The 20,780-nt window shown below is 71.1% G+C and carries 19 protein-coding genes; 11 read left to right on the top strand and 8 right to left on the bottom strand.

Features of this window, described 5'->3' with window-relative positions; translation table 11 throughout:
• The first annotated feature begins 39 nt into the window (after window positions 1-39).
• Window positions 40-1,263, top strand: a complete 1,224-nt coding sequence (locus AQJ54_RS17720) for an arginine deiminase (RefSeq protein ID WP_062238409.1) — start codon at window positions 40-42, stop codon at window positions 1,261-1,263.
• A gap of 103 nt (window positions 1,264-1,366) precedes the next feature.
• Window positions 1,367-2,374 (top strand): ornithine carbamoyltransferase, encoded by a 1,008-nt coding sequence (argF, locus tag AQJ54_RS17715; protein WP_062238407.1) that lies wholly within the window; start codon window positions 1,367-1,369, stop codon window positions 2,372-2,374.
• Between the two features lie 51 nt (window positions 2,375-2,425).
• Here the strand turns inward: argF and AQJ54_RS17710 are convergent, their stop codons facing one another.
• Complete coding sequence (locus AQJ54_RS17710) at window positions 2,426-2,878, bottom strand: ATP-binding protein (RefSeq protein ID WP_062238405.1); 453 nt, start codon at window positions 2,876-2,878, stop codon at window positions 2,426-2,428.
• Between the two features lie 257 nt (window positions 2,879-3,135).
• Here AQJ54_RS17710 and AQJ54_RS17705 point away from each other — a divergent pair, with 257 nt between their 5' ends.
• A complete protein-coding gene (locus tag AQJ54_RS17705; RefSeq protein WP_062238403.1) occupies window positions 3,136-3,963 on the top strand; it encodes an enoyl-CoA hydratase family protein in 828 nt (275 codons plus the stop codon).
• Entirely contained in the window at window positions 3,948-6,305 is a 2,358-nt protein-coding gene (locus AQJ54_RS17700) for a bifunctional salicylyl-CoA 5-hydroxylase/oxidoreductase (protein ID WP_062238401.1), read from the top strand. Before AQJ54_RS17705 ends, AQJ54_RS17700 begins: the two co-directional genes overlap by 16 nt.
• Before the next feature lie 30 nt (window positions 6,306-6,335).
• On the opposite strand, the gene AQJ54_RS17695 is transcribed toward AQJ54_RS17700, so the two are convergent.
• Together AQJ54_RS17695 and AQJ54_RS17690 are read right to left on the bottom strand one after the other, a co-directional pair.
• On the bottom strand, window positions 6,336-7,148 hold the full coding sequence (locus AQJ54_RS17695; protein ID WP_062238399.1) for a PaaX family transcriptional regulator: 813 nt from the start codon (window positions 7,146-7,148) through the stop codon (window positions 6,336-6,338).
• Window positions 7,149-7,163: 15 nt separating this feature from the next.
• Window positions 7,164-8,756 (bottom strand): AMP-binding protein, encoded by a 1,593-nt coding sequence (locus tag AQJ54_RS17690; RefSeq protein ID WP_062238398.1) that lies wholly within the window; start codon window positions 8,754-8,756, stop codon window positions 7,164-7,166.
• 198 nt (window positions 8,757-8,954) lie between these two features.
• On the opposite strand from AQJ54_RS17690, the gene AQJ54_RS17685 reads away from it, so the two are divergent.
• Together AQJ54_RS17685 and AQJ54_RS17680 are read left to right on the top strand one after the other, a co-directional pair.
• Window positions 8,955-10,367, top strand: a complete 1,413-nt coding sequence (locus AQJ54_RS17685) for an acyl-CoA dehydrogenase family protein (RefSeq protein WP_062238396.1) — start codon at window positions 8,955-8,957, stop codon at window positions 10,365-10,367.
• Entirely contained in the window at window positions 10,364-10,762 is a 399-nt protein-coding gene (locus tag AQJ54_RS17680) for a RidA family protein (protein ID WP_062238394.1), read from the top strand. The genes AQJ54_RS17685 and AQJ54_RS17680 overlap by 4 nt, the downstream gene beginning before the upstream one ends.
• 61 nt (window positions 10,763-10,823) lie before the next feature.
• Here the strand turns inward: AQJ54_RS17680 and AQJ54_RS17675 are convergent, their stop codons facing one another.
• Window positions 10,824-11,018, bottom strand: a complete 195-nt coding sequence (locus AQJ54_RS17675; protein WP_020133892.1) for a DUF5999 family protein — start codon at window positions 11,016-11,018, stop codon at window positions 10,824-10,826.
• 241 nt (window positions 11,019-11,259) lie between these two features.
• Here AQJ54_RS17675 and AQJ54_RS17670 point away from each other — a divergent pair, with 241 nt between their 5' ends.
• Complete coding sequence (locus AQJ54_RS17670; protein WP_062238392.1) at window positions 11,260-11,685, top strand: DUF6299 family protein; 426 nt, start codon at window positions 11,260-11,262, stop codon at window positions 11,683-11,685.
• 521 nt (window positions 11,686-12,206) lie between these two features.
• Complete coding sequence (locus AQJ54_RS17665) at window positions 12,207-12,908, top strand: M24 family metallopeptidase (protein WP_062238390.1); 702 nt, start codon at window positions 12,207-12,209, stop codon at window positions 12,906-12,908.
• 10 nt (window positions 12,909-12,918) lie between these two features.
• On the opposite strand, the gene AQJ54_RS17660 is transcribed toward AQJ54_RS17665, so the two are convergent.
• Entirely contained in the window at window positions 12,919-13,314 is a 396-nt protein-coding gene (locus AQJ54_RS17660; protein WP_062022362.1) for a TOBE domain-containing protein, read from the bottom strand.
• 152 nt (window positions 13,315-13,466) lie between these two features.
• Here AQJ54_RS17660 and AQJ54_RS17655 point away from each other — a divergent pair, with 152 nt between their 5' ends.
• Together AQJ54_RS17655 and AQJ54_RS17650 are read left to right on the top strand one after the other, a co-directional pair.
• Window positions 13,467-14,126 (top strand): class I SAM-dependent methyltransferase, encoded by a 660-nt coding sequence (locus AQJ54_RS17655; protein ID WP_062238388.1) that lies wholly within the window; start codon window positions 13,467-13,469, stop codon window positions 14,124-14,126.
• A 125-nt stretch (window positions 14,127-14,251) separates the two neighbouring features.
• Window positions 14,252-14,800, top strand: a complete 549-nt coding sequence (locus AQJ54_RS17650) for an AMIN-like domain-containing (lipo)protein (RefSeq protein ID WP_062238386.1) — start codon at window positions 14,252-14,254, stop codon at window positions 14,798-14,800.
• Between the two features lie 32 nt (window positions 14,801-14,832).
• Here the strand turns inward: AQJ54_RS17650 and AQJ54_RS17645 are convergent, their stop codons facing one another.
• The 3 genes from AQJ54_RS17645 to AQJ54_RS17635 all read right to left on the bottom strand — a co-directional run bounded on the left by AQJ54_RS17645 (window position 14,833) and on the right by AQJ54_RS17635 (window position 17,736).
• On the bottom strand, window positions 14,833-16,362 hold the full coding sequence (locus AQJ54_RS17645) for a helix-turn-helix domain-containing protein (protein WP_062238384.1): 1,530 nt from the start codon (window positions 16,360-16,362) through the stop codon (window positions 14,833-14,835).
• An 83-nt stretch (window positions 16,363-16,445) separates the two neighbouring features.
• Window positions 16,446-16,646, bottom strand: coding sequence for a DUF4236 domain-containing protein (locus tag AQJ54_RS17640; protein WP_020133807.1), 201 nt, complete (start codon window positions 16,644-16,646; stop codon window positions 16,446-16,448).
• 244 nt (window positions 16,647-16,890) lie between these two features.
• Window positions 16,891-17,736 (bottom strand): class I SAM-dependent methyltransferase, encoded by an 846-nt coding sequence (locus AQJ54_RS17635; RefSeq protein WP_062238701.1) that lies wholly within the window; start codon window positions 17,734-17,736, stop codon window positions 16,891-16,893.
• A 262-nt stretch (window positions 17,737-17,998) separates the two neighbouring features.
• Between AQJ54_RS17635 and acnA the strand changes: the two genes are divergently transcribed.
• On the top strand, window positions 17,999-20,716 hold the full coding sequence (gene acnA, locus AQJ54_RS17630) for an aconitate hydratase AcnA (protein ID WP_062022874.1): 2,718 nt from the start codon (window positions 17,999-18,001) through the stop codon (window positions 20,714-20,716).
• The last annotated feature ends 64 nt before the right edge of the window (window positions 20,717-20,780 follow it).

Raw genomic sequence — 20,780 nt, 5'->3', positions numbered from 1 at the left:
GGAGGGGTCAACCGGCTTCCCGTTGGTCAGGATGGAGGCATGGGATTCCATGTCGACTCCGAGGCCGGGCGGCTCAGCCGCGTCATCCTGCACCGGCCGGATCTCGAGCTCAAAAGGCTCACCCCCAGCAACAAGGACCAGCTGCTCTTCGACGACGTGCTGTGGGTGCGCCGGGCGCGCGCCGAGCACGACGGGTTCGCCGACGTGCTGCGCGACCGCGGGGTCGCCGTGCACCTCTTCGGCGACCTGCTCACCGAGGCCCTGGAGGTCCCGGCGGCCCGCTCCCTCGTTCTCGACCGCGTCTTCGACGAGAAGGAGTACGGTCCGCTGGCCACCGACCACCTCCGTGCCGCCTTCGAGACCCTGCCCGCCGTGGAACTGGCGGAGGCGCTGGTCGGCGGCATGACCAAGCGCGAGTTCCTGGAGACCCACGCGGAGCCGACCTCCGTGCGCTTCCACGTCATGGACCTCGACGACTTCCTCCTCGCCCCGCTCCCCAACCACCTGTTCACCCGGGACACCTCGGCCTGGATCTACGACGGCGTCTCCGTGAACGCCATGAAGTGGCCCGCCCGCCAGCGCGAGACGGTCCACTTCGAGGCGATCTACCGCCACCACCCGCTCTTCCGCGACGAGACCTTCCACCTCTGGTCCGAGGGGCAGGCCGACTACCCGTCCACCATCGAGGGCGGGGACGTCCTCGTCATCGGCAACGGCGCCGTCCTCATCGGGATGAGTGAGCGGACCACGCCCCAGGCCGTCGAGATGCTCGCGCACAAGCTCTTCGCGGAGGGCTCCGCGCAGAGCATCGTGGCCCTCGACATGCCGAAGCGGCGGGCCTTCATGCACCTCGACACCGTGATGACGATGGTCGACGGCGACACCTTCACCCAGTACGCGGGCCTCGGCATGCTGCGCTCATACACCATCGAGCCGGGCGCCGGCGACAAGGAGCTCAAGGTCACCGACCACCCGCCGGAGCACATGCACCGCGCGATCGCCGCCGCGCTCGGCCTGGACGCGATCCGGGTCCTGACCGCCACCCAGGACGTGCATGCCGCCGAGCGCGAGCAGTGGGACGACGGCTGCAACGTCCTCGCCGTCGAGCCGGGCGTCGTCATCGCCTATGAGCGCAACGCCACCACCAACACCCACCTGCGCAAACAGGGCATCGAGGTGATCGAGATCCCGGGCAGCGAGCTGGGCCGGGGCAGGGGCGGGCCGCGCTGCATGAGCTGCCCCGTGGAGAGGGCGGCCGTGTAGGGGGCTCACTGCAAGGAGGCTGCAAGGAAAGGCTCACTGTATAGAAATGCTGAATATCGTATAGACTTCCAGAGTCCTGTTCTCGTCCCTCCGGAGCGTCCCCATGGCGACCGTCCCCACCGCCCTCGCCGGGCGCCACTTCCTCAAGGAGCTCGACTTCACGGCCGAGGAGCTCCTCGGCCTGGTCGAGCTGGCCGCCGAGCTGAAGGCCGCCAAGAAGGCCGGGACCGAGACGCGCCGCCTGAGCGGGAAGAACATCGCCCTGATCTTCGAGAAGACCTCCACGCGGACGCGGTGCGCGTTCGAGGTCGCCGCGGCGGACCAGGGCGCGTCCACGACGTACCTGGACCCGTCCGGCTCGCAGATCGGGCACAAGGAGTCCGTGCGGGACACCGCGCGCGTGCTCGGTCGTATGTACGACGGTATCGAGTACCGCGGGGACAGCCAGCTCAAGGTCGAGGAGCTCGCCGCGTACGCCGGGGTGCCGGTGTACAACGGGCTCACCGACGACTGGCACCCCACCCAGATGCTGGCCGACGTGCTGACCATGACCGAGCACACCGCCAAGCCGGTGCGGGAGATCGCCTTCGCCTACCTCGGTGACGCGCGGTTCAACATGGGGAACTCCTACCTGGTCACCGGCGCGCTGCTCGGCATGGACGTGCGGATCGTCGCTCCCAAGACCTACTGGCCCGCGCAGGACGTCGTCGACCGGGCCCGCGCGCTCGCCGTGGACAGCGGGGCGCGGATCACCCTCACCGAGTCGCTGGAGGAGGGCGTCCGCGGGGCGGACTTCGTGGCCACCGACGTCTGGGTGTCCATGGGGGAGCCCAAGGAGGTCTGGGACGAGCGGATCTCCGCGCTCGCGCCCTACGCGGTGACCATGGAGGTGCTGCGGGCCACGGGGAACGCGGACGTGAAGTTCCTGCACTGCCTCCCGGCCTTCCACGACCTCGGCACCAAGGTGGGCCAGGAGATCTTCGAGACCCACGGCCTGGAGTCGCTGGAGGTCACGGACGAGGTCTTCGAGTCGGCGCACTCGGTGGTCTTCGACGAGGCGGAGAACAGGCTGCACACGATCAAGGCGGTACTGGTCGCGACCCTGGCCTAGGCCGGCCGGCGGTCGGCAGCCGGTCGCACGGTCACCCCTGGGCGGGGTCCGTCACAACGGGTTCCACTGATGCGGGACCACCGCCAGCCGGAACCACACCGCCTTGCCGGTCTCGGTCGGGCGGTGGCCGCAGGACGAGCTGAGCGCCCTGATCAGGAGCAGGCCGCGACCGTGTTCCTGCCAGGGATCCGGGTCCTTGACGTCCGGCTGGGTCAGATGGCCCGGCGGTGCCGGGTCCGGGTCGTGCACCTCCACCTGGCAGCCCGTGGGGAGCAGCTCGACCACGAGCTCTATGGGCGTGTCCCCGGCCGTGTGCTCCACGGCGTTCGCCACCAGCTCGGCCGTCAGCAGCTCCGCGGTGTCGCAGTCCGCCCCGTGCTCCAGCTCGGTCAGCGCGGTGCGGACCAGGGCGCGCGCCACGGGCACGGCCGCGGCGGAATGCGGCAGCGCGATGCGCCAGGAGGCGGAGGCGGAGGGGCGATCTTGCAAGGCGGGTCCGTTCATGAGCAGGCTGTCCTGCTTTCAACCGTATGAATGGTACGGCGCCGCGAGCAGGGTCGTCCGGCGGGCACCGTACGGGACCTTTCGGCCCCGTCGGCAGGCGGCTTACCCGTAGCAACGGCTTGCCTCGCGCGAGCGATCCCACTGTTACCGCTCTATGCACGAGCGGTGACATCTCTATATTGCCCTCGTGACGACAGTCACGAATGAGTGATAACTTCGACACGTGTCCGCGCCACCGTCCGAGGAGGCCGCACGTCATGAGTCCCTTCACCGGCTCCGCCGCCCGCACCCCCGACTGGCGGCACCTGCGCGTCGACCTGGCGGACGGGGTCGCCACGGTCACCCTCGCCCGCCCCGAGAAACTCAACGCGCTCACCTTCGGCGCCTACGCCGACCTGCGCGATCTCCTCGCCGAACTGTCCCGCGAGCGTTCCGTGAGGGCGCTGGTCCTGGCCGGCGAGGGCCGCGGCTTCTGCTCCGGCGGCGATGTCGACGAGATCATCGGCGCCACCCTCGCCATGGACGCCGCCCAGCTCCTCGACTTCAACCGGATGACCGGCCAGGTGGTGCGAGCCGTACGGGAGTGCCCGTTCCCGGTGATCGCGGCGGTGCACGGCGTGGCGGCGGGCGCGGGGGCCGTCCTGGCGCTGGCCGCCGACTTCCGGGTGGCCGACCCGACCGCCCGGTTCGCGTTCCTGTTCACCAGGGTCGGCCTGTCCGGCGGAGACATGGGCGCGGCCTATCTGCTGCCCAGGGTGGTCGGACTGGGACACGCGACCCGGCTCCTGATGCTGGGTGAGCCCGTCCGGGCACCGGAGGCCGAGCGCATCGGCCTGATCAGCGAACTGACGGAGGAGGGCGGCGCAGACCAGGTGGCCGCGCAACTGGCCCGCAGGTTGGCAGAGGGCCCCGCACTGGCGTACGCCCAGACGAAGGCCCTGCTCACGGCCGAGCTGGACATGCCCCTGTCGGCCTCGGTGGAACTGGACGCTGCGACCCAGGCCCTCCTGATGAACGGCGAGGACTACACAGAGTTCCACACGGCTTTCAAGGAGAAGCGCCCTCCCAAATGGAGCGGACGGTGAGCTCAACCCCCCAAGGGGCGCGGGGAACTGCGCGACCAGCCACAAGACACCCGCAGCCGCCGAACAAGCGAGGCCACCCCCTACGAGTAGCGATCATCGGCGGCGGCCCAGGCGGCCTCTACGCCGCGGCCCTGCTGAAGCGGCTCGACCCGCGCCGCGAAATAACCGTCTGGGAACGCAACGCCCCCGACGACACCTTCGGCTTCGGCGTCGTCCTCTCCGACGAAACCCTCGGCGGCATCGAACACGCGGACCGACAGGTCTACGAGGCCCTCCAGCACCACTTCACCCGATGGGACGACATCGACATCGTCCACAAAGGGACCCGCCACACCTCCGGTGGCCACGGTTTCGCCGCACTCGGCCGCAGACGACTCCTCGAAGTACTGCACAACCGCTGCCGCGACCTGGGCGTGGATCTTCGCTTCCGGACGACGGCCCCCGCCGGCCTGGAAGGCACGCACGACCTCGTCATCGCCGCCGACGGAGTCAACAGCACCACACGTGGGGCCCACACCCATGTGTTCCGCCCCCATGTGACCCCGCACCACTGCCGCTACATCTGGCTCGCCGCCGACTTCCCCTTCGACGCCTTCCGCTTCGAGATCGCCGAGACCGGGCACGGCGTGATGCAACTGCACGGCTACCCCTACGCGTCCGACGCCTCCACCGTGATCATCGAGATGCGCGAGGAGGTCTGGAGGGCCGCCGGCTTCGACGAAGCCACGCCCCAGGAGTCCACGGAGACCTGCGCCAAGATCTTCGAGGAAGCCCTCCGCGGCCGCCCTCTGCGCTCCAACAAGTCCACCTGGACCACCTTCCGCACGGTGGTCAACGAGCGCTGGTCCCACGGCAACGTCGTCCTCCTCGGCGACGCGGCCCACACCGCCCACTTCTCCATCGGCTCCGGCACCAAGCTCGCCGTCGAGGACGCCCTCGCCCTGGCCGCCTGCCTGGAGGAACAGCCCTCGGTGGAAAGGGCGTTGACGGCCTACGAGGCCGAGCGCAAACCTGTCGTCGCCTCCACGCAGCGGGCCGCCCTCGCCAGCCTGGAGTGGTTCGAGAACCTCGCCCTGTACCTCGACCAGCCGCCCCGCCAGTTCGCCTTCAACCTGCTCACCCGCAGCCGCCGTGTCACCCACGACAACCTGCGGCTGCGCGACGCCCGCTTCACCGCCGCCGTGGAGCGCGAGTTCGGCTGCGAGCCCGGCACGCCCCCGATGTTCACCCCGTTCCGGCTGCGCGGACTGACCCTGCGCAACCGGGTCGTCGTCTCCCCGATGGACATGTACTCCGCCACCGACGGCCTCCCCGGCGACTTCCACCTGGTCCACCTCGGGGCCCGGGCGCTCGGCGGCGCCGGACTGGTGATGACCGAGATGGTGTGCGTCTCGCCCGAGGGCCGGATCACCCCCGGCTGCACCGGCCTCTACGACGGCGCTCAGACCGAGGCCTGGAAGCGGATCACGGACTTCGTGCACGCGCGGTCGCCCGGCACCGCGATCGGTGTGCAGCTCGGCCACAGCGGCCGCAAGGGTTCGACCAAGCTGATGTGGGAGGGCATCGACGAACCCTTGCCGGAGGGCAACTGGCCCGTCGTGGGCCCGTCGCCGATCCCGTACAAGGCCGCCAACCAGATCCCGCGCGAGCTCACCCCGAACCAACTGACCGAGATCCGCGAGCAGTTCACCGCGGCCGCCCGCCGCGCCGACCGCGCCGGCTTCGACCTGCTCGAACTGCACTGCGCGCACGGCTACTTGCTCTCCAGCTTCCTGTCCCCGCTGACCAACCGCCGCACCGACGGTTACGGCGGCACGCTCGCCGGACGCCTCCGGTTCCCGCTGGAGGTCTTCGACGCCGTCCGGGAGGTGTGGCCGCGGGAACGGCCCATGACCGTGCGCATCTCCGCCACCGACTGGGCCGAGGGCGGCACCACGGCCGAGGACGCCGTGGAGATCGCCCGCGCCTTCGCCGCGCACGGCGTCGACGCGATCGACGTGTCCACCGGGCAGGTCGTGGCCGAGGAGCGACCGGAGTACGGGCGTTCCTACCAGACGCCGTACGCCGACCGGATCCGCCACGAGATCGGCGTCCCCGTGATCGCCGTCGGCGCGATCTCCTCGTGGGACGACGTCAACTCGCTGATCCTAGCCGGGCGTACAGACCTGTGCGCGCTGGCCCGGCCGCACCTCTACGACCCGCACTGGACGCTGCACGCGGCCGCCGAACAGGGCTACGACGGCCCGGGGGCCGTCTGGCCCGACCCCTACCGAGCGGGCAGCCGGCGCCCGCAGACCGGACGCACGGACGCCCCCAAGCCCCGGCTCACCCTGGGGACTTGAGACACCCCGGAACCCGTGGTGCGGCAGGGGTCACAACCCCACGAACGCGGCCCCCGCGTCCCGCAGCCGTTCGTGCAGCCCGCGGAAGACCGCCGCCGCGCGCTCGCCCGGCCAGTCCGCCGGGAGCAGCGGGGCGGGCAGGCCGGGGTCGGCGTAGGGGAGCCGGCGCCAGGAGTCGAGGGCGAGGAGGTAGTCGCGGTAGGCCTCCTCGGGAGGGGTGTCGGACCGCTCCTCCCAGACGTGCAGCACCGGCGCGTGGCGGTCCAGGAACGCCTCGTGCTCCTTGGCGATCTCGGCCAGGTCCCACCAGCGGGCGACGGCCTCCACGGTCGCCGCGAAACCGAGGTGCTCGCCGCGGAAGAAGTCCACGTACGGGTCGAGGCGCAGCCGCTGGAGGGTGTGCCGGGCCTCCTCGTACAGCCGGGCCGGGGCGATCCACACCCCGGGGGCCGCCGTGCCGAAACCGAGTCCGGCCAGGCGTGAGCGCAGCACGTGCCGCTTCTGCCGTTCCGACTCCGGCACCGAGAACACGGCGAGGACCCAGCCCTCGTCCTCGGGGGGCCGTACGGCGTAGATGCGCCGGTCGCCGTCGTCGAGCAGCTGGCGGGCGTCCGGGGAGAGTTCGTAGCCGGCCGCGCCCTGTGCGGTACGGGCCGGAAGGAGCAGCCCGCGGCGCTTGAGCCGGGACACCGAGGACCGTACGGAAGGGGCGTCCACGCCGACCGCGGCGAGCAGCCGGATCAGTTCGGCGACGGGCACGGGGCCCGGGACGAAGCGGCCGTAGGCGCCGTAGAGCGTGACGATGAGAGACCGTGGTGCATGCTGGTCGGACACGTTGATCATCTTAGGTCGTGTGGATCACTGCTGGTCACCATCGGTGCGCAGCCGGAACCGCTGGAGTTTCCCGGTCGCCGTGCGCGGCAGCGCGTCCATGAAGACGATCTCGCGCGGGCATTTGTAGGGCGCCAGTTCGGCCTTGACGAACGTGCGCAGCGCCTCGGCGTCCCGCTCCGCGCCCTCCTTGAGGACGACGTACGCCACGACCACCTGACCGCGCCCCTCGTCGGCCCGCCCCACCACGGCAGCCTCCACCACGTCCGGATGCCGCAGGAGCGCGTCCTCCACCTCCGGTCCCGCGATGTTGTACCCGGCCGAGATGATCATGTCGTCCGCGCGCGCCACATAGCGGAAGTACCCGTCGTTCTCCCGGATGTATGTGTCCCCGGTGATGTTCCAGCCGTCCCGCACGTACTCGCGCTGCCGTGGATCGGCGAGGTAGCGACAGCCCACGGGACCGCGCACGGCGAGCAGCCCGGGCTCCCCGTCGGGCCGCTCCCGGCCCGTCTCGTCGACCACGCGCGCGTGCCAGCCGGGCACGGGCACCCCGGTCGTCCCGGCCCGGATGTGCTCGTCGGCCGCGGAGATGAAGATGTGCAGCAGCTCGGTGGCGCCGATGCCGTTGACGATCTCCAGCCCGGTCCGCTCCCGCCAGGCATGCCAGGTGGCCGCCGGGAGGTTCTCGCCCGCGGAGACACAGCGACGCAGGGACGAGACGTCGTACGCGTCCAGCTCGTCCAGCATCGCCCGGTAGGCGGTCGGGGCGGTGAAGAGCACGGACACCCGGTGCTCGGCGACGGCCGGCAACAGCTGCTTGGGGCCCGCCTGCTCCAGGAGGAGGGAACTGGCGCCCGCGCGCATCGGGAAGATCACCAGGCCGCCGAGCCCGAAGGTGAAACCGAGCGGGGGACTGCCGGCGAAGACATCGTCCACATGGGGGCGCAGCACATGCTTGGAGAAGGTGTCGGCTATCGCGAGCACATCCCGGTGGAAGTGCATACAGCCCTTGGGCCGTCCGGTGGTCCCCGAGGTGAAGGCGATCAGCGCCACGTCGTCGGCCGCCGTCTCCACGGGGCGGTACGGCGTCCCGGGCGCCTCGCGGTTCAGGAGGTCGTCGGGGGCGTCGCCACCGTACGTCGTGATCCTGAGACCCGGTATCTCGGCCTTGGCGAGGTCGTCGACGGCGCGTATGTCGCACAGGGCGTGCTCTATGCGGGCGATCTCGCACATCGTGGCTAGCTCGTGCGGCCGCTGCTGGGCCAGCACGGTCACGGCGACCGCGCCCGCCTTCAGGACCGCCAGCCAGCAGGCCGCGAGCCAGGGCGTGGTCGGGCCGCGCAGCAGGACGCGGTTGCCGGGGACGACCCCGAGGTCCCCGGTGAGGAGGTGTGCGAGCCGGTCCACGCGGGCGCGGAGTGTGCCGTACGTCCATGGGGGCCCGGCGGGGGTGTGGAAGACGGGGCGGTCGTCGGGCTGACCCGTCAGCAGTTCTGCGGCGCAGTTCAGCCGAACGGGGTAGCGCAGCTCCGGCAGGTCGAAGCGGAGCTCCGGCCACTGGTCGGGGGGCGGGAGGTGGTCGCGCGCGAAGGTGTCGACGTGGGCCGAGACGTTCATGGCGGGTCGCCCCCTGCCTTGTGGGCTGCGGTGAGCTGTGCTGCGTGGCGCCGATGTCCTGTCGGCGCCGATGTGCTGCGTGGCGCCGATGCGCGGTGGGCGTCGATGGCGGCTCGCACAAGGAGCGTATCGTGTTGGTGACGACAGTCAACGGCGCGCGATACTGTCGTAGGGCCCTGTCGAGAGAGGGGACCGGCAATGCCCGCATTCTCGCTCGAACCATCGCAGACCGCCCGCTGCGCGGAGCTGCGCGCCCTCGCCGAGGAGCGGCTGCGCCCGCTCGCGGAGAAGGGCGAGCCCGGCCGGGTGAACCGACCGCTGGTCGCGGAACTGGGCCGACTCGGCCTGCTGGAGCGGCTGTTCACCTCCGGTGCGCTGGATCTCTGCCTGATGCGGGAGTCCCTCGCCCAGGCCTGCACGGAGGCCGAGACCGCCCTCGCCCTCCAGGGCCTGGGCGCCCACCCCGTCCACGCCCACGGCACCCCGGCCCAGCGCGAACGCTGGCTGCCGGCGGTGAGCGAGGGCAGCGCGGTGGCCGCGTTCGCACTGAGCGAGCCGGGGGCGGGGTCGGACGCGGCGGCGTTGGGGTTGCGGGCGGAGGGGGAGCCGGTCGGGCGGGGGGCGGCGGAGGGGTCGGGTGCGGCGCGGTGGGAGCGGGGGAGGGCCGACTCGGAGGCTCCGGGAGCGCGGGCGGAGACGCAGCGTTCCGGGTCGGAGTCGGCGGCTCCTGGGTCGCAGGCGGGGCGGGAGTCGGTCTGGCAGGGTGCGGAGGGGGCGGAGGGGGCGCAGGCGGGGTGGGAATCGGTCCGGCGGGGTGCGGCGGGACCGTCGGCGGGGCGGGAGCCGGGCTCGGCGGCCGGCGCGCCGGCTCGGCCGGTCGCCGTTCCCGACGGGGCCTCCCGGTGGCGGCTCACCGGTGAGAAGTGCTGGATCTCCAACGCGCCCGAGGCCGACTTCTACACCGTCTTCGCGCGGACCACGCCCGGTGCCGGTGCCCGGGGCGTGACCGCCTTCCTCGTGCCCGCCGACCGGCCGGGGCTCACCGGTACCGCCCTCGACATGCTCTCCCCGCACCCCATCGGCGCCCTCGCCTTCGACGCCGTACCGGTGAGCGCCGACGACGTCCTGGGCGAGGTCGACCGGGGGTTCCGGGTCGCGATGGGCACGCTCAACCTCTTCCGGCCCAGCGTCGGCGCCTTCGCGGTCGGCATGGCACAGGCGGCACTGGAGGCGACCCTCGCGCACACCGCCCGACGGGACGCCTTCGGCGGCAAGTTGAGGGACCTTCAGAGCGTCGCCCACACGGTCGCCGAGATGGCCCTGCGCACGGACGCGGCCCGCCTGATGGTGTACGCGGCGGCGACGGCGTACGACGAAGGCGCCCCGGACGTGCCCAAGCGGGCGGCGATGGCGAAACTGCTCGCGACCGAGACCGCGCAGTACGTCGTGGACACCGCGGTCCAACTGCACGGCGCCCGCGCCCTCCAGCGCGGTCACCTACTGGAGCACCTGTACCGGGAGGTACGCGCCCCACGCATCTACGAGGGGGCGAGCGAGGTCCAACGGGGCATCATCGCCAAGGAGTTGTACGCCGACGTGGAGCTGTCGTGAGCGCCGAGCGCATCAACCCGCCCGAGCTGTCCCCGCCCACCGGCTTCTCGCACGCGGTCGTGGCCACCGGGTCGCGGGTGGTCTTCCTGGCGGGGCAGACGGCCCTGAACGCCGACGGCAAGGTGGTGGGGAAGACCCTGCCCGAGCAGTTCGAGCGCGCGCTCGCGAATCTGCTGACCGCGCTGAGGGCGGCGGGCGGAACCCCGGCGGACCTCGCCCGGGTCACCGTCTACGCCACCGACATCGCCGACTACCGTGCCCATGCCCGTGAACTGGGCCGCATCTGGCGTGAGTCGGCGGGCCGGGACTACCCGGCCATGGCGGTAGTGGAGGTCGTACGGCTCTGGGACGACCAGGCGGCGGTGGAGCTCGACGGGTTCGCGGTACTGCCCTAGCCTCGCGGGGGCCGCCCGGAGATCCTCGCCGCCCGGAGATCCGCGCGGCCGGGGAACCGGATCAGGCGGCGACGGTCAGGAGGTCGACCTGTACCCGGTGCGGAGCGACGACGCGGCCGTCGGGCAGCAGCTCCCCGGTGTCGTCGAAGACGATCGCCCCGTTGCACAGCAGGTTCCAGCCCTGCTCGGGGTGGGCGGCGACGACGTGCGGGACGGTGCTGTCGGACGCAGGGCACGAGGACCGGTGAGAGCACATGGCGCACCTCCACATTGGTGGGACCGCCCCTATGGGGTCCGTATCCGTATGTGTAGACCATGCTCCCGCCGCGAACTCATCGGAACGGCCCGACGTGAAGCGTGACAACACGCGGACAACTCTCGGACCGTTCCACGACGCTCGATGCGGACTCGCCACCGAAGGAGTGACGATCACGGTGGTCGGCGGGTGTTCCCGGTAGCAGTGGGAGGACCGTTCCACTCGACCGGGAGGTATCCCCATGTCCGTCCGTCCCGCTCTCGCCGCCGCCGGTGCCGCGCTGTTCCTGCTCGTGGCCCCCGCGCTGCCCGCGCACGCCGACCCGTACGAGTCCGTCACCGTCGACCCCGTGGGCCGTATCGCCGCGGACGGCACCGTCACGCTCTCCGGCACCTACCGCTGCACCGGCGGCACGGGCCCCGTGTTCGTCAGCTCCTCCGTGGGGCAGCGCTCCCCGTCGGTCCGGCAGGGCATCGGCGGCACCCGCGCGGTGTGCGACGGCGTCGAGCACGTCTGGGAGAACTCGGGCAAGCCCACGCCGGGCTCCCTCGAGCCGGGCGCGGCCCACGTCGAGGCCACCGTCATGGAGCTGAGCCCCCAGGGCGGCCTGCCGATGCCGCGCTTCCACGCGACCGGGCAGCAGGACATCACCCTGACGAAGAGCTGAGCACGGCCGGGCCCGGCAGGGAAGAATCGGCCGGCCCGGCCCCGACGGTCAGAGCCGTCCAGCCGCGCTCACCGCACGAGTCTGATCTCCGGAGGCCACAGCACCCCGTCGGCCAACAGCAGTGCGGGGCCCAGGTGTTGAGGACATACGACCAGCGGGGGCCGGGCATGGCAGGAGATCTCGAACCGGGCCCGGGCCCCGCACTCCTCCCCGTCCCGCGGCCCGGATTGCCGGCTGGCGCACCGCAGTACGGGCGTGGCGTCCGCGGCGGTCACGAGGCACCCGCCGGTATGCCGGAGACGCGTCCGAGGGCAGCCGTGGTCATGGTCTCCTCCTCCGAGCGAGCCGACGGCCGGGCTCGGGCTGGGTCGTGAGGTCACGTACACCCGGCCGGGTCCGGAAGGTCCCGCCCACCCGGCCGGGTCCGTAGCGATCCCGGCCACCCGGCCCGCCTCCACGCTAGGAACACGCGGCCAGGCCCGCCTCGCCCGGACGGCCGTTCGGGTGATTATGGTCGTCCCATGGCGGACCCCACGGCGGACGACGAACCCACGCGCGCGGCCAGGCTGCTGGACGCCCAGGCGAAGGCCGAGCGGCTCTTCGCCGAGATCGGGGCGCGCGGGCTGATCGCGCCGGGTGCGGGGGAGCGGGAGGTCAGCGACCGCGTCCGGGACCTGGCGAACGAGCTGTTCGGCACCACCCGGCACTGGCACAAGCGGGTCGTGCGATCGGGACCGAACACCCTCAAGCCGTACCGGGAGAACCCGCCGGACCGGGTGATCGGCGCGGACGACATCGTCTTCGCCGACTTCGGCCCGATCTTCGAGGAGTACGAGGCCGACTTCGGCCGCACCTTCGTGCTCGGCGGCGACCCGGACAAGCACCGCCTCCGCGCCGACCTGCCGCGGATCTTCGCCGCCGGCCGGAGCTTCTTCGAGTCCGACCCGCACATCACCGGCGCGCGCCTGTACGCCGAAGTGGCGCGGCTGGCCGCCGAGTCCGGCTGGGAGCTGGGCGGTTGGCACGCCGGTCACCTGGTCGGCGAGTTCCCGCACGAGTGGATCGAGGGCGCCGACGTGGAGTCGTACATCGCCCCCGCCAACGACACCCCGTTGCGCCGCACGGACAGGGCGGGACGGCGTTGCCACTGGATCCTGGAGATCCATCTCATCGACGGCGAGCGGGAGTTCGGCGGCTTCCACGAGGAACTGCTCACCCTCTGACCCCGCCTGTTCAGGTGCGGTCGATGTGCACGTTGGTCGACTTCACGCGCGCGGTGGCCTCCACACCGACCTCCAGGCCGAGTTCCTCCACGGCCTCCCGCGTCAGCAGGGACACCAGCCGGTGCGGGCCGGCCTGGATCTCCACCTGCGCCGCGACGTCGCCGAGCTTCACGGCGGTGACGATGCCGGGGAAGGCGTTGCGGACGGAGGTGTGGGAGATCTCCTCGTCGCCGCCGTCGCCCTTGGCGAGCTCCACGGAGAAGGCGGCCAGGTCCTTCCCGTCGATGAGGCGACGCCCGCCCTCGTCCCGGTGCGTGGGAACCCGCCCGGCGTCCGCCCACCGCCGCGCGGTGTCCGGGCTCACGCCGAGCAGCCGTGCGGCCTGGCCGATCGTGTAGGACTGCATAGGCGCCAAGATAGGCGATCCACAGCGACGAGCCGCCCGTGAGCCGGATCCCCGGGGCACCGAGGCACTGGGGCATCGGAGCACCAGGGCAAGTTTTGCCGGAACGGCAACGCCGCTGGCCCGACCGGGACGCGAGGGGCGACGGTGAGCCCATGACTCGCGACAACGCAGGAACGACGACCGCCGACGGATACGCCGGAGACCCCGCCGTACGGGCGGAGTGGGACGACCGCTACGCCGACCGGGCGCAGCTGTGGAGCGGCCGGCCCAACGGTGCCCTCGTGGCCGAGGTCGCCGGGCTCACGCCGGGGCGGGTGCTCGACGTCGGCTGCGGCGAGGGCGCCGATGCCGTCTGGCTCGCGCGCGGCGGCTGGGACGTGACCGCGCTGGAGGTCTCGGGAGTGGCGCTGGACCGGGCGGCGGGGCACGCACGCGACGCCGGCGTCACCATCCACTGGGTCCACGCGGAACTGACGGAGGCGGCACTCCCGCCCGGCTCCTTCGACCTGGTCTCCGCGCAGTACCCGGCCCTGCCGCGCACCTCCGACGCCGCGAACGAGCGGGCGCTGCTCGGGGCGGTCGCGCCCGGTGGCGTACTGCTGCTCGTCCACCACGCGGGGATGGACACCGGGCACCCGCACGACAGCGAGTTCGACCCGGCCGCGTACGTCTGGCCCGCGATGGTCGCCGCCCTGCTCGACGACGACTGGGAGCTGGAGGTGGACGAACAGCGACCCCGGCCGGCCCCCGACGGCGGGGCCGGCGCACACCACACCGACGACGTGGTGCTGCGAGCCCGCCGACTGCGCTGACGGCCCCTGACATTCGAGAGGAATGTCCGAAACTGGACCCTGATCGCCTCCAACCGTTGCGCCTCCCCCTTTGTCTGACATGGCACGGATTCGCCGTGCACGCAGACAAGAGGGGATGCTCACAGATGAAAGCTTGGGCAACCGTGCTGGCAGCACTGACGCTGGTCCTGACGGGAGCAGGCGCCACGCCTGCCGTCGCCGCCGCGCCACAGGCCGAGGCCTGCCAGAAGGGCTGGGGCAGCATCACGAAGGCCGCGCCCGGGTCGTTGGCGATGGCCGCTTCCCTGACGGATGTCAGGGCCGGCCAACACACCTGCTACGACCGGATGGTGCTCGACCTTCCGGGCATGACGACGGCCGACCCGGCGGGGTACTGGGTCCAGTACGTCCCCGGCTTCAACCACCCCCCGTCCCAGACCGGCATCCCGGTCGCGGGAGGGGCGATCATCGAGATCGAGTTCACCGCGCCGGTCGACGACTCGCGGTACCACGTCAGGCTCGCCGATCCGCTGCCGGGACTCGACTTCCGCGGCTACCGGACCTTCCGGGACGCGAAGTTCGGAGGCCACTACGACGGAGCGACCCACATCGGGCTCGGCGTCCGCGCCACGCTGCCGTTCCGGGTGACGGTCCTGCCCGACCGACTGGTGGTGGACGTGGCCCACACCTGGTAGCCGAGCGACCGTCAACCTCCGCGCAAGAGCGGTCAGATGTCCCGGAAGATCTCGATCTGCGCCCCCACCGAGTTCAACCGCTCCGCCAGATCCTCGTAACCCCGGTTGATGACATACACGTTGCGCAGCACCGACGTGCCGTCCGCCGCCATCATCGCCAGGAGGACGACCACGGCGGGGCGCAGCGCAGGGGGGCACATCATCTCGGCGGCGCGCCAGCGGGTCGGGCCCTCGACCAGGACCCTGTGCGGGTCGAGGAGTTGGAGGCGGCCGCCCAGGCGGTTCAGGTCGGTGAGGTAGATCGCGCGGTTGTCGTAGACCCAGTCGTGGATGAGAGTCTGGCCCTGCGCGACCGCCGCGATCGCCGCGAAGAACGGGACGTTGTCGATGTTCAGGCCGGGGAACGGCATCGGGTGGATCTTGTCGATCGGCGCCTCCAGCTTGGAGGGCCGGACCGTGAGGTCGACCAGGCGGGTGCGGCCGTTGTCCGCGAAGTACTCCGGCGTACGGTCGTGGTCGAGGCCCATCTCCTCCAGGACCGCCAGCTCGATCTCCAGGAACTCGATCGGCACCCGGCGCACCGTCAGCTCCGACTCCGTGACCACCGCCGCGGCCAGCAGGCTCATCGCCTCGACCGGGTCCTCGGAAGGGGAGTAGTCGACGTCCACGTCGATGCGCGGCACGCCGTGCACGGTGAGCGTGGTGGTGCCGATGCCCTCGACCCGGACGCCGAGCGCCTCCAGGAAGAAGCACAGGTCCTGGACCATGTAGTTGGAGGAGGCGTTGCGGATGACGGTGACGCCGTCGTGGCGGGCGGCCGCGAGCAGCGCGTTCTCCGTCACGGTGTCGCCGCGCTCGGTCAGCACGATCGGACGGTCCGGGCGGACCGCCCGATCCACCCGCGCGTGGTACTGCCCCTCGGTCGCCGCGACCTCCAGACCGAACCGGCGCAGCGCGATCATGTGCGGCTCGATGGTCCGGGTGCCGAGGTCGCAGCCGCCGGCGTACGGCAGCTTGAAGCGGTCCATGCGGTGCAGCAGCGGGCCGAGGAACATGATGATCGAGCGGGTGCGCACGGCGGCGTCGGAGTCGATCGACGCCATGTTCAGCTCGGTCGGCGGGACCAGCTCCAGGTCGACGCCGTCGTTGATCCACCGGGTGCGGACGCCGATGGAGCCCAGCACCTCCAGCAGGCGGTAGACCTCCTCGATGCGGGCGACCCTGCGCAGCACCGTGCGCCCCTTGTTGAGGAGCGAGGCGCAGAGCAGGGCCACACACGCGTTCTTGCTCGTCTTGACGTCGATGGCACCGGACAGCCGGCGCCCGCCGACCACCCGCAGATGCATCGGGCCCGCGTAGCCCAGAGAGACGATCTCGCTGTCCAGTGCTTCACCGATACGGGCGATCATCTCAAGGCTGATGTTCTGGTTGCCGCGCTCGATGCGATTGACGGCGCTCTGACTGGTGCCGAGCGCCTCCGCGAGCTGCGACTGTGTCCAGCCCCGGTGCTGCCGGGCGTCACGGATGAGCTTGCCGATGCGTACGAGGTAGTCGTCTGCCATGGGGTTGAGGCTATCTCAGATATGAGATTGCGCATTCCGGGGCGTCCGTTCGGGTGAGTGACCCGTGCGGATCCGAGGAGACGTCAGTGGCGCTTGGCGGTACGGGTCCGGCGCCATCCGAAAGGTCCGGGCAGATCCATGGATGTCGTACGGCGTCCCGTGCTGCTGTGGGTGTGCTTCGGGCCGTGGCTGCCGCCGCCGGTCGTGATGGACCAAGAGCGCCGGTTGATGTTGAGCCGCACTCCGGGAAGGATCCGGAAACTCTTGCGGAACGTGAGCGGCATGGGGGCCTCCTGTCGAAGGTCGCGCGTGCTGTCGTTGCCGTTCGAATACCCCGGCCCGGCGAAGAGATGGCTGCCAGGTTTCGCACCGCCCCGTCCCTGTGGGCGAGTTGGGGCGGTCGTCGCCCCCCGGGGACCGTCGTCCGCGGGGACCGTCGCCCCCGGGGACCGTCACCCCCAGCGCTCGTCACCCCTCGGGCCGTCACCCAGGGCAGCCGTCACCCGGGTCGGCCTCCTTCGGCGGGCCTCACCCCTCGCCGCGCGGTGGCCGCCAGATCATGACCCGGGTCGCCGGGAGCTGTTCCGCGAAGTGGCCGTCCGGCGAGATGCTCCGCAACAGGGCGCGCAGGTCCCGCTCGAACTCCGCCAGCCGGTCGCCGAACAGATGGGGTGCCGAGTCGGAGCGGGAGAACGTCCACGCCACCAGGTCGTTCACGCCGCGCTCCACGACCTGCCCGGCGGGCACGACGCGCTGTTCGAATTCCTCGAAGCCGGCCCGTGTCATGACCAGGTCCTCCCGGCCGGGGGTGCCGTGGACGAGCCGGCCCTGTCCGGCGCGGCGCACCGGACCGAGGTACCCGCGCACCAGCTCGCCGATCTCCGCGTAGGGGGAGGCGGGCCACGGCAGGGGAGTGGTCGCGGTCGGCGCGTCCTTGTCGTCGGCGATGTGGACGAACGCGCCGCCCGGCTCCAGCATCCCCCGCACGGTCGTGGCGACCCGGTCGCGGTCCGTCCAGTGGAAGGACTGGGCGAACACCACGGCCCGGAACGTCCCGAGGCCGGCCGGCAGGTCCTCGGCACGGCCGGGCACCCAGCGCGCGTTGGTGACCCCGCGCCGCCCGGCCTGCCGTTCCGCCTCGGCCAGCATGTCCTCGTCGGGATCGAGGCCGACCGCCTCCGTGAAGTACCGCGCCAGCGCGAGCAGCACCGTGCCGGGCCCGCAGCCCACGTCGAGGAGCCGGCCCCGGCCGTCCAGTCCGAGGGCCCTGGCCACCGTCCCGGCGAGACCCGGGGCGTACGGCAGCCGACCGCGCGTGTAGTGGACCGCGCTTCCCTTGAAGAGGGTCGGGTCCCATTCCCATCCGTCAGGCATGACCGTTCCCATCCGGCGTCCCGGTTTCTCGTCCGTCGGGCATGCCGGTCAGGACATCACAGCGGGGCCGGGCATGACCATCCCGGCCTCATGTACTAGAGTTATCTCGACATCGAGATATCTGCCGAGGCGTACCGCAGCAGCACGCGTCCGTCGAACCTGACGGTAAGGCATGCCTAACTTAGCCTTACCTTAGCGGATCGGCCAAGGTGGCGTGGCGGCAGGATGCGGTGGTAAGCGCACAGAAATGAAGGAGACTGTCGTGTCGGCGAACAGCTTCGACGCCCGCGCCACGCTGAGCGTGGGTGACGAGTCGTACGAGATCTTCCGGCTGGACAAGGTGGAGGGCTCGGCCCGCCTGCCGTACAGCCTCAAGGTTCTCCTGGAGAACCTGCTCCGTACCGAGGACGGCGCGAACATCACCGCCGACCACATCCGCGCCCTCGGCAGCTGGGACTCCCAGGCCCAGCCGTCGCAGGAGATCCAGTTCACGCCGGCCCGCGTGATCATGCAGGACTTCACCGGCGTGCCCTGTGTCGTGGACCTCGCGACCATGCGTGAGGCCGTCAAGGAGCTCGGCGGCGACCCGGCCAAGGTCAACCCGCTCTCCCCGGCCGAGCTGGTCATCGACCACTCCGTCATCGCGGACAAGTTCGGCACCCACGACGCGTTCGCGCAGAACGTCGAGCTGGAGTACGGCCGCAACCGCGAGCGCTACCAGTTCCTGCGCTGGGGCCAGACCGCGTTCGACGACTTCAAGGTCGTCCCGCCGGGCACCGGGATCGTCCACCAGGTGAACATCGAGCACCTGGCCCGCACGGTCATGGTCCGCAACGGCCAGGCGTACCCCGACACCCTCGTCGGCACCGACTCGCACACCACGATGGTCAACGGCCTCGGTGTGCTGGGCTGGGGCGTCGGCGGCATCGAGGCCGAGGCCGCGATGCTCGGCCAGCCGGTCTCCATGCTCATCCCGCGCGTCGTCGGCTTCAAGCTGACCGGTGAGCTCAAGCCCGGCACCACCGCCACCGACCTCGTGCTGACCATCACCGAGATGCTCCGCAAGCACGGTGTCGTCGGCAAGTTCGTCGAGTTCTACGGCGAGGGCGTCGCCGCCACCTCCCTCGCGAACCGCGCCACCATCGGCAACATGTCGCCGGAGTTCGGCTCGACCGCCGCGATCTTCCCGATCGACGACGAGACCATCAAGTACCTCAAGCTCACCGGCCGCACCGAGCAGCAGCTCGCGCTCGTCGAGGCGTACGCCAAGGAGCAGGGCCTCTGGCTGGACCCGAAGGCCGAGCCCGACTTCTCCGAGAAGCTGGAGCTGGACCTCTCCACGGTCGTCCCCTCCATCGCCGGCCCGAAGCGCCCGCAGGACCGTATCGTCCTCGCCAACGCCGCCCAGCAGTTCAAGTCGGACGTCCTCAACTACGTCGACGCCGTGGACGAGGCGGGCAAGGAGTCCTTCCCGGCCTCCGACGCCCCCGCGGTCGCCCCGAACGGCGTCCCGTCCAACCCGGTCACCGTGACCGCCCCCGACGGCTCGACGTACGAGCTCGACCACGGTGCCGTCACGGTCGCCGCGATCACCTCCTGCACCAACACCTCGAACCCGTACGTCATGGTCGCCGCCGCGCTGGTGGCCAAGAAGGCGGTCGAGAAGGGCCTGACCCGCAAGCCGTGGGTCAAGACCACCCTCGCCCCGGGCTCGAAGGTCGTCACCGACTACTTCGACAAGGCGGGCCTGACCCCGTACCTCGACAAGGTCGGCTTCAACCTCGTCGGCTACGGCTGCACCACCTGCATTGGCAACTCCGGCCCGCTGCCGGAGGAGGTCTCCAAGGCCGTCAACGACCACGACCTCGCGGTCACCTCGGTCCTCTCCGGCAACCGGAACTTCGAGGGCCGGATCAACCCCGACGTCAAGATGAACTACCTGGCCTCCCCGCCGCTGGTCGTCGCGTACGCCATCGCGGGCTCCATGAAGGTGGACATCACCAAGGACGCGCTGGGTGTGGACCAGGAGGGCAAGCCGGTCTACCTGGCGGACATCTGGCCCTCCGAGGCCGAGGTCAACGACGTCGTGGCGAACGCCATCGGCGAGGACATGTTCAACAAGTCCTACTCCGACGTCTTCGCGGGCGACGCCCAGTGGCAGGCGCTGCCGATCCCGACCGGCAACACCTTCGAGTGGGACGCCGAGTCGACCTACGTCCGCAAGCCCCCGTACTTCGAGGGCATGACGATGGAGACCACGCCGGTCAGCGACATCACCGGCGCCCGGGTCCTCGCCAAGCTGGGCGACTCGGTCACCACCGACCACATCTCGCCCGCCGGTGCCATCAAGGCCGACACCCCGGCCGGCAAGTACCTCACCGAGCACGGTGTGGAGCGTCGTGACTTCAACTCCTACGGCTCCCGCCGAGGCAACCACGAGGTCATGATCCGCGGCACGTTCGCCAACATCCGCCTGCGCAACCAGATCGCGCCGGGCACCGAGGGCGGCTACACCCGCGACTTCACCCAGGACGGCGGTCCGGTGTCGTTCATCTACGACGCCTCCCGCAACTACATCGAGCAGGGCATCCCGCTGGCCATCCTGGCCGGCAAGGAGTACGGCTCCGGCTCGTCCCGCGACTGGGCCGCCAAGGGCACCGCGCTCCTCGGCGTCAAGGCCGTCATCGCCGAGTCGTACGAGCGCATCCACCGCTCGAACCTCATCGGCATGGGCGTCCTGCCGCTCCAGTTCCCCGAAGGCCAGTCCGCCGCGACGCTCGGCCTGACCGGCGAGGAGACCTTCTCCTTCACCGGTGTCGAGGAGCTGAACAACGGCACCACGCCGCGCACGGTCAAGGTCACCACCGACACGGGCGTCGAGTTCGACGCGGTCGTCCGCATCGACACCCCCGGTGAGGCCGACTACTACCGCAACGGCGGCATCATGCAGTACGTGCTGCGCTCGCTGATCCGCAAGTAGTCCTTCGCGGACAACGGTTCGTCGCGAAAGGGCCGCACCCCCGGCACCGGGGGTGCGGCCCTTT

Source organism: Streptomyces griseorubiginosus, assembly GCF_001514195.1.
Classification (GTDB): domain Bacteria; phylum Actinomycetota; class Actinomycetes; order Streptomycetales; family Streptomycetaceae; genus Streptomyces; species Streptomyces griseorubiginosus.
Note: the sequence above shows the minus strand (reverse complement) of the source record. Positions and strands in the feature narration are given on the sequence as shown.

Bases quoted from the DNA above. Each gene is read 5' to 3' on its own strand.
- AQJ54_RS17720 (WP_062238409.1), top strand. From the start codon at position 40: ATGGGATTCCATGTCGACTCCGAGGCCGGGCGGCTCAGCCGCGTCATC.
- argF (WP_062238407.1), top strand. From the start codon at position 1,367: ATGGCGACCGTCCCCACCGCCCTCGCCGGGCGCCACTTCCTCAAGGAG.
- AQJ54_RS17710 (WP_062238405.1), bottom strand. From the start codon at position 2,878: ATGAACGGACCCGCCTTGCAAGATCGCCCCTCCGCCTCCGCCTCCTGG.
- AQJ54_RS17705 (WP_062238403.1), top strand. From the start codon at position 3,136: ATGAGTCCCTTCACCGGCTCCGCCGCCCGCACCCCCGACTGGCGGCAC.
- AQJ54_RS17700 (WP_062238401.1), top strand. From the start codon at position 3,948: ATGGAGCGGACGGTGAGCTCAACCCCCCAAGGGGCGCGGGGAACTGCG.
- AQJ54_RS17695 (WP_062238399.1), bottom strand. From the start codon at position 7,148: ATGATCAACGTGTCCGACCAGCATGCACCACGGTCTCTCATCGTCACG.
- AQJ54_RS17690 (WP_062238398.1), bottom strand. From the start codon at position 8,756: ATGAACGTCTCGGCCCACGTCGACACCTTCGCGCGCGACCACCTCCCG.
- AQJ54_RS17685 (WP_062238396.1), top strand. From the start codon at position 8,955: ATGCCCGCATTCTCGCTCGAACCATCGCAGACCGCCCGCTGCGCGGAG.
- AQJ54_RS17675 (WP_020133892.1), bottom strand. From the start codon at position 11,018: ATGTGCTCTCACCGGTCCTCGTGCCCTGCGTCCGACAGCACCGTCCCG.
- AQJ54_RS17670 (WP_062238392.1), top strand. From the start codon at position 11,260: ATGTCCGTCCGTCCCGCTCTCGCCGCCGCCGGTGCCGCGCTGTTCCTG.
- AQJ54_RS17665 (WP_062238390.1), top strand. From the start codon at position 12,207: ATGGCGGACCCCACGGCGGACGACGAACCCACGCGCGCGGCCAGGCTG.
- AQJ54_RS17660 (WP_062022362.1), bottom strand. From the start codon at position 13,314: ATGCAGTCCTACACGATCGGCCAGGCCGCACGGCTGCTCGGCGTGAGC.
- AQJ54_RS17655 (WP_062238388.1), top strand. From the start codon at position 13,467: ATGACTCGCGACAACGCAGGAACGACGACCGCCGACGGATACGCCGGA.
- AQJ54_RS17650 (WP_062238386.1), top strand. From the start codon at position 14,252: ATGAAAGCTTGGGCAACCGTGCTGGCAGCACTGACGCTGGTCCTGACG.
- AQJ54_RS17645 (WP_062238384.1), bottom strand. From the start codon at position 16,362: ATGGCAGACGACTACCTCGTACGCATCGGCAAGCTCATCCGTGACGCC.
- AQJ54_RS17640 (WP_020133807.1), bottom strand. From the start codon at position 16,646: ATGCCGCTCACGTTCCGCAAGAGTTTCCGGATCCTTCCCGGAGTGCGG.
- AQJ54_RS17635 (WP_062238701.1), bottom strand. From the start codon at position 17,736: ATGCCTGACGGATGGGAATGGGACCCGACCCTCTTCAAGGGAAGCGCG.